Below are 9,891 nucleotides of genomic sequence, written 5' to 3'. Positions count from 1 at the left end.
CGCCGCGCCCAAGCCCGCCGCCGACGGCGGCCAGCCGGTGCGCATCGTACCGGCGGCCGAGCGCCTGGCCGCGCGCCGCGCGGACCGCGCACGCACGGTGATCCGCCTGCCGTCCTACGAAGAGGTCAAGGACGACGCGGTGCTGTATGCCCACGCCTCGCGCGTGTTCCACCTCGAATCCAACCCGGGCAACGCGCGCGCGCTGGTGCAGTGCCACGGCGAAGGCCCCGGCGCGCGCGACGTGTGGATCAACCCGCCGCCGGTGCCGCTGACCACCCCCGAGATGGACTTCGTGTACGACCGGCCCTTCGCGCGTGCGCCGCACCCGAGCTACGGCGGCGCGCGGACCCCGGCCTGGGACATGATCAAGTTCTCGATCAACATCATGCGCGGCTGCTTCGGCGGCTGCACCTTCTGCTCGATCACCGAGCACGAGGGCCGCATCATCCAGAGCCGCTCGCACGCGTCGATCATTCACGAGATCGAGGAGATCCGCGACAAGTCGCCCGACTTCAAGGGCCACATCACCGACCTCGGCGGGCCCACGGCCAACATGTACCGCATGGCGTGCAAGAGCAAGGCGATCGAGGAGAACTGCCGGCGCCTGTCCTGCGTGTATCCGGGGATCTGCGAGAACCTGAACACCGACCACTCCTCGCTGGTCGAGTTGTACCGCAAGGCGCGCGCGGTGCCGGGGATCAAGCGCATCACCATCGGCTCGGGCCTGCGCTACGACCTGGCGGTGCGCTCGCCGGAGTACGTGAAGGAGCTGGTGACGCACCACGTCAGCGGCCTGCTCAAGATCGCGCCCGAGCACACCGAGGAGAACACGCTCTCCAAGATGATGAAGCCGGGCATCGGCGCCTACGAGGAATTCCGCCAGATGTTCGAGAAGTTCTCGGCGCAGGCGGGCAAGAAGCAGCACCTGGTGCCGTACTTCATCGCTGCGCACCCGGGCACGACCGACGAGGACATGCTCAACCTGGCGCTGTGGCTGAAGAAGAACAACTTTCGTCTCGACCAGGTGCAGACCTTCCTGCCCACGCCGATGGCGCTGGCGACCACGATGTACCACTCGCGCAAGAACCCGCTGAAGAAGGTGTCGGCGGATTCCGAGGTGGTCGAGACCGCGCGCGCGGGCAAGATCCGCAAGCTGCACAAGGCCTTCCTGCGCTGGCACGACCCCGAGAACTGGCCGCTGCTGCGCGAGGCGCTGATCGAGATGGGGCACGCCGAGCTGATCGGCAACGGCCCGCACTGCCTGGTGCCGCGCCAGCAACCGGCACAGCTCGTGGCGGCGAAGGCGGGGGGGGCGCGCGAGGGAGCCGGGCGTCCGGCGCCAAAAGGCCGCGAGGCCGGTCGCGCGCCCGGAGCGGCGGATCGCAAGGGCGGCGCGGGTGGGCGCGGGACCACAGTCCGCGGCTCTGGAGGCGGGGCGGGCGAGCGCAAGCCGGGTGGCTGCGCCAAGCCGCGCAGCAGGCGCGGCGCTTAGGAAATCTGCTGCGTCTCCAGCCGGTTGCGCCCGCCGGCCTTGGCCCGGTACATCGCCTCGTCGGCCCGCCGCAGCAGGTCTTCGGCGCGCTCCTCGGCACCGTCGAAGCAGGCGATGCCGATGCTGGGCGTGCTGCGGTGTCGTACCGTCCCGAGTTCGTAGGGTGCGTTCAAATCGGTGAGGATCTTGTCGGCGATCAGCGTCGCCTTGTCCGCCGCCTCGGGGGCGGTCTCGCCGAGATCCTCCAGCATCACCACGAACTCGTCGCCGCCGAGGCGCGCCACGGTGTCGCCTTCGCGCACCGCCTGGCGCAGGCGCGCCGCGATCTCGGATAGCAGCTGGTCGCCCGCCTCGTGGCCGTAGGTGTCGTTCACCCGCTTGAAGTGGTCGATGTCGATGAAGAGCAGGGCGCCGTGGCGCCCATGGCGTCGGGCGTTGGCCAGGCCCTGGCGCAGGCGGTCGAGCAGGAAGCGGCGATTCGGCAGCTGGGTCAGCGTATCGATGAAGGCGAGGTTGCGGATCGCCTCTTCGGCGGTCTTGCGCTCGGTGACGTCGATGATCACGCCATCGAGCCGGAGAGGCTTGTCTTCCACGTCGACCGCCACCCGACCGCGCTCGCTGACCCAATGGATCCGCCGGTCGCGTCCGCGCATGCGGTATTCCACCTCGTAGTTGGCATGGCAGGCACGGGCGTTCTCGATCGCGGCGACGATGGACGGCACGTCTTCCTGCAGGATGAAGTCGCCGAACGTGACCCGGCCCGACATGAACTCCTCGGGCGTCGCGCCGGTGAGCAGGGTGATCCCGCGGCTGATGTGCATCACCTTCCACGGCGCCTCGATCGCGCAGCGGAAGACGACGCCGGGCACGTTCTCGACCAGGGTGCGGAACTCGTCCCGGCTGCGTGCGAGGTGCAGGGCCGCGGCGCGCATGCGGCGGCGGTGGCGAGCGTTGCTGTGCATGACCGCGAACAGCATGACGCTGAGCGCGCTGCCGCCGTAGAGGATGAGCGCCGGCTCCGCGCTCGCATGCCCGGCCTCGAAGGCGGGGGTGCTGGCGAAGCGCACCACCCAGTTGCGCCCCGCGACCTCGACCGCGTGGGTGACGACGTAGTGCGCGGCGGGATTGCGCTCGGCCGAGGCGTAGAGCAGGGTCTGCGGCGACTCGTGCAGGTCGTGCAGCTCGATGTCGGCGTCGCGCAGGTCGTCGCGGAAGATCGCCTGCATCATGTCGTGGGCGCGGAACGGCGCATAGACGTAGCCCAGCAAGGCGGCGCGGCGCTGCTCCACGTTGTCCACGGGCGTGGCCTTCGCGTACACCGGGACATAGATCAGGAAGCCGGGCTGCACCTCGGGGCCGAACTCCTGCACCAGGGTGACCCTGCCGCTGAGCGCGGCCATTCCCGTATCGCGCGCGCGCTCCATGGCCTCGCGGCGCACCGGCTCGGAGTACATGTCGTAGCCGAAGGCGCGCCGGTTGCGCCCGTCGAAGGGCTCCAGATACACGATGCTGCTGTAGGGGTCGCGGTAACCGGGCGGATGTACCGTGTAGTCGGGGAAGCCTTCGGCGCGCACCGCGGCGACGTGGGCCTCGAGCCGCGCCGGGGGCAGGACGATGGTGAAACCGGTGCCCTGGATGCCGGGCAGCGAGCGTTCGAGGTGGAGGGATGCGACATACGCGGCCCATTCGGCGCGGCTCACCACCTCGCTCGCCGCGAACAGCGCAGCGCCGCCGTGCAGCACCTGCTCGTAGGCCTGCGCGCGCGAGAGCAGGTTGTCGCGGGCGAGCGCGGCGTGGTTGTCGAAGCGGTCGCGGGTCCTGTCCTCGAGGTGCTCGCCGACGTAGTGCCACAGCACCAGCGTCAACACCACGCCGGACACGAGCGCGATCCAGGCGGCCGTGCTGCGATCGAGCATGCCGCCAGTACGAACCTGCGGAGAGCCGGCGTCCTGCGTCATGGGCGGATGATTTGCGACTGGAAGGCTTATCTACGAGTGTTCCACGAATCGCGCGGGGCTACCAGCCCGCGCGCACGGCCGAACCCGCGGCAGGGCTTACATCCGCATGCGTTTCGAGGTCGCGCGCGCGGCCGCCAGCGGGCACAATGCCGGCCTTGTCCTTCCCGGCCACCGGCAACCGCAAGCAATGCCATACGAACTCCTCGTCGGCCTGCGCTACACCCGCTCGCGCAAGCGCGCCCAGGGGCGCAACCGCTTCATCTCCTTCATCTCCCTGGTGTCGATGTTCGGCATCGCGCTCGGCGTCGCGGCGCTGATCGTGGTGCTCTCGGTAATGAACGGCTTCCAGGAGGAGCTGCGCACCCGCATCCTCGGTGTCGCCTCGCACGTGCAGGTGCAGAGCCCGGAGGGCGGGCTCATGGCCTGGCAGCAGGTCGCCGACGAGTCGCTGCGCCATCCCGCGGTGCGCGCCGCGGCGCCCTATGTGCAGGAGCAGGGCATGCTCTCCTTCGACGAGGGTGTGCGCGGCACGCTCGTGCGCGGGGTGATCCCGTCCGCGGAGGACAAGGTCGCCGACTTCGGCCGCTACATGCAGGCGGGCAGCTTCGATGCGCTGCAGGCCGGGCGCTTCGGCATCGTGCTCGGGCGCGACCTCGCCGCCGCGCTGCGCGTGCGCCTGGGCGAGAAGGTCACCCTGATCGCGCCGCAGGGCCTGGTGACGCCGGCGGCGGTGCTGCCGCGGGTCAAGCAGTTCGAGGTGGTGGGGATCTTCGAGGCCGGCATGTACGAGTACGACTCCAGCCTCGCGCTGGTGCACATCGCCGACGCGCAGGCGCTGTACCGGCTGGGCGACGCGGTGAGTGGCGTGCGCCTCAAGCTCGACGACCTCTTCGCGGCGCCGCGGGTGGCGCGCGAGCTGGCGATGACGATCAGCGAGCCGGGCCTCGTCGTCGCCGACTGGACGCGCAGCCACGCCAACTTCTTCCGCGCGGTGGCGCTCGAGAAGACCATGATGACGCTGATCCTCTTCCTGATCGTCGCGGTCGCGGCCTTCAACATCGTGTCCACGCTGGTGATGGCGGTGCAGGAGAAGTACGCCGACATCGCCATCCTGCGCACGCTGGGCGCGAGCCCGGCCTCGATCATGGCGATCTTCGTGCTGCAGGGCTCGGTGATCGGCCTCGTCGGCCTCGCCGCGGGCGTCGCGGGCGGGCTGGCGATCGCGCACAACCTCGACGTGGTGATCCCGGCGCTGGAGACGATCACCGGCGCCACGCTGTGGAACAAGGAGATCTACTACATCAACGAGCTGCCTTCGCAGGTCCTGTGGTCGGACGTGAGCACCATCGTCACGGTGTCCTTCGTGCTGACCCTGATCGCCGCGCTCTACCCGAGTTGGCGCGCCTCGAAGGTCAATCCCGCGGAGGCGCTGCGCTATGAGTGAAACCCTCAACCCCGGCGCGCAGCCCGCGGTGGTCGCGTGCACCGGGCTGTCCAAGCACTTCCGCGAGGGCGCGGAGGCCGTGCGCGTGCTCGACGGCGTGGAGCTCGAGGTGCGGCGAGGCGAGCGCGTCGCGATCGTCGGCTCGTCCGGCTCGGGCAAGAGCACGCTGATGCACCTGCTCGGCGGGCTCGACGTGCCGAGCGCGGGCAGCGTGCGGCTCATGGGGAAGGACTTCTCGACCATGTCGGAGGGCGCGCGCGGCCGGCTGCGCAACGCCGCGCTCGGCTTCGTCTACCAGTTCCACCACCTGTTGCCGGAGTTCTCGGCGCTCGAGAACGTCGCGATGCCGCTCTACATCCGCCGCGTCGCGCGCGCCGAGGCGGACGAGCGCGCCGCGCAGATGCTGCGCGAGGTCGGCCTAGGCCACCGCCTCGACCATGCCCCGGGCGAACTCTCGGGCGGCGAGCGCCAGCGTGCTGCGATCGCGCGCGCGCTGGTCACCCAGCCCGCCTGCGTGCTCGCCGACGAGCCCACCGGCAACCTCGACCGCCGCACTGCCGGGGCCGTGTTCGATCTCATGCTCTCGCTCAACGAGCGCCTGGCGACCAGCTTCGTGATCGTCACCCACGACGAGACCCTGGCCGCACGTGCGCAGCGCACGCTGCGCCTGGTGGATGGCCGGCTCGGCGCTTGAGGAAAAAATTCCGCGGCGACGCCCTGGGATGGGTCAAGTTTTGCCGGAAACGACCGTATACAGGCTCGAAGACCATCCTGTCCGGCGCCGCGCCGGGAATCGAGCCATGAAAATCCTCTTCCAGCCTGCCGTCCGCCTGCTCGATCGCCTGAGCTATCCGCTCAAGTTCGGGCTCATCATCCTCGTCTGCGCCGTCGCCTCGGTGATCCTGCTGGCGCAGATCTTCAGCAGCCTGCGCGACGAGATCCGCGTCACCGAACGCGAGATCGCCGGCCTGCATCTGTTCGATGCCGGCTTCGGCGTGATCCTCAAGACCCAGCAGCACCGTGGCCTGTCCGCCGGGGTGCTGGGCGGCAGCAGCGAGCTGGCGCCCAAGCGCGAGGCGAAGGCGGCGGAGCTGCGTGCCGCGATCGGCGCGCTCGACGCGGCGATCGACGCCGATGCCGGCTGGTCGGGCCTGCGCGCGGGCTGGCAGGCACAGCGGGCGGAGCTGGTGCGCCTCGCCGACAGCGGACTCTCCATGCCGGGGGCGGAGAACTTCCGCCTGCACACCGCGACGATCGCGGGGCTGATGCGCTGGCTCGGCGAGCTCGGCGACGCCTCCGGGCTGTCGCTCGACCCCGAGCCGGCAAGCGCCAACCTGCTCGCGCCGTTGCTCGGCGCGCTGCCTGAGCTCAGCGAGCGGCTCGGTCAGCTGCGCGCCCGCGGCACGGCGCTGAGCGCCCGTCGCGAGCTCGCGCGCAGCGACGAGCACGCCCTGGTCGCGCTGCTCGCCGAGATCGGCCGTGCCGAATCCGCCGTCCTGGAGCGCCTGCGGCGCACCGCGGCCGCGAACGCCAGCCTGGCCGGCAGCGTCGACGGCATGGGGCGCGAGATCTCCGAGGGGGTCGCGCGGGTGCGCGAGGCCACCCGCCAGGAGCTCCTCGACCAGCGCTTCGGCCTGAGCTCGACGGCCTTCTTCGAGCTGGTCACCGGCGCCATCGACACCGCGGTGCGCAACTTCGACCAGGTGCTGCGCCCCGAGGTCGGCCGCCTGCTCGGGGCGCGCCTCGACAAGCTGAACCAGCGCCTGCAGGCCCAGGTGGCGATCTCGGTGCTCGGGATGCTGCTCGCCGGCTATCTCTTCATCGGCATCTACCTCGCCATCGTGCGCTCGGTGCGCGAACTCTCGGCCGGCGCGCAGGGCTTCGCCGCGGGCGACTATCGCAGCCGAGTGGATTTCTCGGCACGCGACGAGCTCGCCGAGGTGGCGCGCCAGTTCAACTCGATGGCCGATCACGTCGCCGGCCTGATCCGTGACATCCAGACCGGCGCAGCCCACGTCGGAAGCGCTGCTACCGAGATGTCGTCCTCGGCGCGGCGCGTGCTGCAGGGCTCCGAGACCCAGAGCGATGCCGCCTCCGGCGTCGCCGCCGCGGTCGAGGAGATGACGCGCGGGGTCGACGGCATCGCCCACCACGCCTCGACGGCGCAGCAGCTCGCCGAGGATTCGGGCCGCCTGTCGCAGGAGGGGCGCTCGGTCATGGAGCAGTCGGTGGCCGAGATGGAGCGCATCGCCGAGGCGGTGGACCTGTCCAGCGAGGCGATCCGCGAGCTCGGCGAGAAGTCGCGCCAGATCAACGCGATCGTCGACTCCATCCGCGACATCGCCGACCAGACCAACCTGCTCGCGCTCAACGCCGCGATCGAGGCGGCGCGCGCGGGCGAGACCGGGCGGGGCTTCGCGGTGGTAGCCGACGAGGTGCGCAAGCTCGCCGAGCGCACCTCGCTCGCCACGCGCGAGATCGGCGGCATGGTGGCGGCGATCCAGCAGGGCACCGAGCGCGCGGTCGACACCATGCAGCAGGGCGTGCAGCGCGTGCGCGACGGCGTCGAGATGAGCAACCGCGCCGGCTCGTCGATGGCGCAGATCAGCGCGGGCGCCGACCAGGTCCTGACCGCGGTGCGCGAGATCTCCACCGCGCTGCACGAGCAAAGCCTGGCGAGCAATGACATCGCCCGCAACATCGAGCGTATCGCCGACATGACCGAGCACAACAGCGTAACTGTGCGCGAGACCACGGCGACCGCCGAGACCCTCGAGCAGCTCGCCGGCACCTTGCGCGAACAGGCCAGCCGCTTCCGCGTGTGAACGCCGCGACGGCGCCCGGCGCCGCCGCATCGATGTGCTCCTGGAACGCCCCGGGATCGGCGCGCAGCTTGCGCCGCTTCCGGGGCGTGCTCATTCGCGGGCGCGCAAGGCGTCGCCGCGCCGGCGCCGCTGCCGCCACTGGCGGATCAGCCACAGCCGCCAGCCCCAGCGCACCGCCAGATACGAGACCATCGACAGCGTCGCCGCCAGCACGATCAGCCCGACCACCAGCGGGCGGCCGAGCTCGCCCGCCCAGGCGGCCAGGTCGGACGCCCAGCGCACCGGATCGAAGCCGGCAAATTCGGGCGGCGGGATGAAGTCGACCTCGCCGTCCCCCGAGATCAGGCTGCCGATGGCGAAGGCCGCGAGGTAGAGCGGCACGATGGTGAGCGGGTTGCTGTACAGCGTGGTGATGAGTGCCAGCGGCAGGTTGACCCGGAACAGCACGCACAAGAGCGCCGCGCCCGGCATCTGGAACGGGCCGGGAATCAGCCCGCAGAACATCCCCACCGCCACCGCCCCGGCCGCCGAGTGACGATTGAGGTGCCACAGCCGCGGATGCAGCAGGGTGGACGCGAACGGCCGCAGCCAGCGATTCTCGCTGACGCTGCGGTGGTCGGGGAGAAGGCGTTTGAAGAGCTTGCGCATGGCGTCGGTCCGGGTGCGCGAGTCTAGCAAACGTGGGGAGCGGGGGAGCGACGTCAGCACCGATGCCGGGCGCCGAATTCGCGCCTGCCGGCGCTCCTACAGGAACCATCGCGCTTGCGGAGGCCTGCTTGTAGGAACTGCGGCAGCTGCGAACCCGGCGGTGCGGCGATCGACGCGCGTGCAGAACTCCACCGCTGCCTTCGCGCCTGCCGGCGCTCCTACAGGAACCATCGCGCTTGCGGAGGCCTGCTTGTAGGAGCTGCGGCAGCCGCGAACCCGGCGGTCCGACAATCGACGCGCGCGCAGAACCCCACCGCTGCCTTCGCGCCTGCCGGTGCTCCTACAGGAATCATCGCGCTTGCGGAGGCCTGCTTGTAGGAGCTGCGGCAGCTGCGAACCCGGCGGTCCGACAATCGACGCGCTTGCAGAACTCCACCGCTGCCTTCGCGCCTGCCGGTGCTCCTACAGGAATCATCGCGCTTGCGGAGGCCTGCTTGTAGGAGCTGCGGCAGCTGCGAACCCGGCGGTCCGACAATCGACGCGCTTGCAGAACTCCACCGCTGCCTTCGCGCCTGCCGGCGCTCCTACAGGAATCATCGCGCTTGCGGAGGCCTGCTTGTAGGAGCTGCGGCAGCTGCGAACCCGGCGATCTGGCAATCGACGCGCTTGCAGAACTCCACCGCTGCCTTCGCGCCTGCCGGCGCTCCGACAGGAACCATCGCGCTTGCGGAGGCCTGCTTGTAGGAGCTGCGGCAGCTGCGAACCCGGCGGTCCGACAATCGACGCGCTTGCAGAACTCCACCGCTGCCTTCGCGCCTGCCGGCGCTCCGACAGGAACCATCGCGCTTGCGGAGGCCCGTGTAGGAGCGGCGGCAGCCGCGGATGGGGCGGTGCGGTGGTCGAGGTGGGTGCGGATCTTGATCGCCGCCTGAGCGCTCGTGGCGCTAAGGCAGGAGGCCCGGGCGGAACCCGGTCGGTGAAAGAGTGCGCTCCCTTTAATGCCTAAGGCATAATGAATGCCATGCGCACCATTGCCCTCGGCTTTCTTGCTGGAACGCTCCTTGTCCAGAGCGTGGACTCGCTCGACGGCCTCGCGGTCGCGGGCTGGCTGGGGGTGGCCCTGGCGGTAGGCTTGCGGGCGGCGTTGGCCCGGGTCTCCGGTGCGGACGAAGCGGTCCCGCGCTGGCTCGGCATCGCGCTCACCACCCTTGCCGCGCTTGCCGCAGGCGTGGGCTGGGCGGCGTGGCGGGCCGAGGTCCGCCTGGGCGACGAGCTTGCCGGCACGCTCGAGGGCGTGGAGCTGTCGCTGCGGGGCAGGGTGGCCGGGCTGCCACGGGCGAGCGGGCCGGGCTGGCGCTTCGAGCTTGAGGTCGAGCCCGACACGCCGGGCGTGCCCGGCCTCGTGCAACTCGGCTGGCGACCCGAGCGAGGTGATGCCGACGCCGACGGCGACCCCGGGGCGCCGCCGATGCTGCCCATGCCCCGCCCGGGCGAGCGCTGGGCGCTGGCCGTGCGCCTGGGGCG

The 9,891-nt window shown here is 70.7% G+C and carries 7 protein-coding genes; 5 read left to right on the top strand and 2 right to left on the bottom strand.

The genetic code is table 11. The annotated features are described in order from the left end of the window. The coding region (locus tag C667_RS16150; protein WP_004369638.1) for a YgiQ family radical SAM protein at window positions 1-1,492 on the top strand (1,492 nt) is incomplete at its 5' end. Here the strand turns inward: C667_RS16150 and C667_RS16145 are convergent. Continuing rightward, complete coding sequence (locus C667_RS16145; protein WP_004369636.1) at window positions 1,489-3,450, bottom strand: CHASE domain-containing protein; 1,962 nt, start codon at window positions 3,448-3,450, stop codon at window positions 1,489-1,491. The genes C667_RS16150 and C667_RS16145 overlap by 4 nt on opposite strands. A gap of 187 nt (window positions 3,451-3,637) precedes the next feature. Between C667_RS16145 and C667_RS16140 the strand changes: the two genes are divergently transcribed. From C667_RS16140 to C667_RS16130, 3 genes are all read left to right on the top strand, one after another. Then, a complete protein-coding gene (locus C667_RS16140) occupies window positions 3,638-4,894 on the top strand; it encodes a lipoprotein-releasing ABC transporter permease subunit (RefSeq protein ID WP_004369634.1) in 1,257 nt (418 codons plus the stop codon). Next, window positions 4,887-5,588 (top strand): lipoprotein-releasing ABC transporter ATP-binding protein LolD, encoded by a 702-nt coding sequence (gene lolD, locus C667_RS16135; RefSeq protein WP_004369631.1) that lies wholly within the window; start codon window positions 4,887-4,889, stop codon window positions 5,586-5,588. The genes C667_RS16140 and lolD overlap by 8 nt, the downstream gene beginning before the upstream one ends. 106 nt (window positions 5,589-5,694) lie before the next feature. Then, entirely contained in the window at window positions 5,695-7,719 is a 2,025-nt protein-coding gene (locus tag C667_RS16130; RefSeq protein ID WP_004369629.1) for a methyl-accepting chemotaxis protein, read from the top strand. A 90-nt stretch (window positions 7,720-7,809) separates the two neighbouring features. Here C667_RS16130 and C667_RS16125 read toward each other — a convergent pair whose 3' ends face one another. Further along, window positions 7,810-8,367 (bottom strand): DUF2062 domain-containing protein, encoded by a 558-nt coding sequence (locus C667_RS16125; RefSeq protein WP_004369628.1) that lies wholly within the window; start codon window positions 8,365-8,367, stop codon window positions 7,810-7,812. Window positions 8,368-9,388: 1,021 nt separating this feature from the next. Here C667_RS16125 and C667_RS16120 point away from each other — a divergent pair. Further along, the coding region (locus tag C667_RS16120; protein ID WP_004369626.1) for a DUF4131 domain-containing protein at window positions 9,389-9,891 on the top strand (503 nt) is incomplete at its 3' end.

Origin of the sequence: Thauera phenylacetica B4P (assembly GCF_000310225.1) — a bacterium.
Classification (GTDB): Bacteria; Pseudomonadota; Gammaproteobacteria; order Burkholderiales; family Rhodocyclaceae; genus Thauera; species Thauera phenylacetica.
Note: the sequence above shows the minus strand (reverse complement) of the source record. Positions and strands in the feature narration are given on the sequence as shown.